This is a genomic window from Acinetobacter endophylla (assembly GCF_053543775.1).
In genome coordinates this window covers 1-1,302 of record NZ_JBLVOM010000132.1, presented here as the reverse complement: position 1 = coordinate 1,302, position 1,302 = coordinate 1, and the positions used below count along the sequence as shown (strand labels likewise).

The following is a 1,302-nucleotide window of genomic DNA, read 5'->3' as shown; positions in this document are numbered from 1 at the left end:
ATGAGATAGTGCAGCAAGAATATATGATGAGTTGAAGGTTACATCGGTATAGGTTGATGGAGATCGACTTCCAGTTTCCTTAAAAATCTTATAAAAATTATCAACTTCATCAGTGCTTAAAGGGCGAATATTATCTTTGTTATTGTGAACAAATAATTTTCCGTCCTCACTAAACATAATAAATTTAGATTTTCTAGATTCAGTTTCTAAATTAACTGGTGTAGAAAAAAATTTAACGAGAGTTTCATATAGATTAATATTCATGTAACTTAACCCTTTGTTTTCATGTATATATTTTTTCGATAAGCTCTCAATACTCATAGAAATAGCTTCTCTGGCTAAAAATGATTTCGTTCTTTGACTCTTTTCAGCCAGTTGATCTAACTGTTTTTCTAATTCTACAGGTAATCGAAGCATCAACATTATAAACAACCCAATCTAAATGTATATCAATTAGAGTATATCATTAAGATGGTAGTTTCAAATTTTTTGAACCGCTCTTTCTCTGATTTCAGGGGTATATTTTAATTTTGTCATCGGGATAGTCTCTCAGAATATTGACTCTCCGACAAACCCGGTACGGTTCAGACTGTGATCCACCACTGACTTGCATCAAGGCAAGGGTTTTACCTTGGGTAGCACGGATTGCTCCTCCTGCAAGTGGAATCCAGTCTATTTGTGATTTAAAAATGGAACTCATAGAACCATGACGTTCAGGTGAACACCAGACCATACCTTCAGACCATGCAAGAAGCTCATGCAGTTCTTTTACTTTTGGATGCTCAGTATCCGCATCTTCTGGCAAAGGAAGGCCCCACAAGTGATAGATACAGATAAAGCACACATATGGAGGTGCTTTGTCACGGTTAAAATGGGAAAGAAAATGTCCACCAGATCTTGAGCACAGGCAGGTTAAGTATAAAAATAACGTGATCGAATGTAATCATGGCAAGCTAAAGCGGATCATTAGGGCCACTTTAGGATTCAAATCGATGAAGACGGCTATGCCACATGCATCTATTCAGATGGCATTAAACACCGATGATGTACAGACGAAGTAGTAGCAGCCGATCCTACTAAAAGAATAGCAAACGATAAAAACAGCGATAAGCATGTTTTTAACCACTGCATAAAAATAGACCAAAAATTAAGCTTTTTTAGTTTTACAGATTCGAAAATAAATAGTAATAATTCATGAATAGTAGCCGAAGCTACCATTCATGAATCCAAATCATACTATTTTAAAAAACTAATTCGATGCCTGCACCATATTTCCATCCCTTTTCAGACTCTGTTGCCTCT

General features: G+C 35.9%; 2 protein-coding genes and 2 pseudogenes. 1 reads left to right on the top strand and 3 read right to left on the bottom strand.

The window, feature by feature from the left end; all coding sequences use genetic code 11:
- Both ACNPNW_RS05965 and ACNPNW_RS05960 read right to left on the bottom strand, forming a co-directional pair.
- On the bottom strand, positions 1–423 hold a 423-nt coding region (locus tag ACNPNW_RS05965), incomplete at its 3' end, for a YlcI/YnfO family protein (protein ID WP_448766706.1).
- Between the two features lie 88 nt (positions 424–511).
- Entirely contained in the window at positions 512–805 is a 294-nt protein-coding gene (locus tag ACNPNW_RS05960) for an NAD(P)H-dependent oxidoreductase (RefSeq protein ID WP_373685761.1), read from the bottom strand.
- 6 nt (positions 806–811) lie between these two features.
- Between ACNPNW_RS05960 and ACNPNW_RS05955 the strand changes: the two are divergent.
- Positions 812–1,004: pseudogene (locus ACNPNW_RS05955) on the top strand (DDE-type integrase/transposase/recombinase); the annotation flags it as partial.
- A gap of 16 nt (positions 1,005–1,020) precedes the next feature.
- Here the strand turns inward: ACNPNW_RS05955 and ACNPNW_RS05950 are convergent.
- Positions 1,021–1,218, bottom strand: a pseudogene (locus ACNPNW_RS05950) (hypothetical protein); the annotation flags it as partial.
- Positions 1,219–1,302 lie beyond the last annotated feature (84 nt).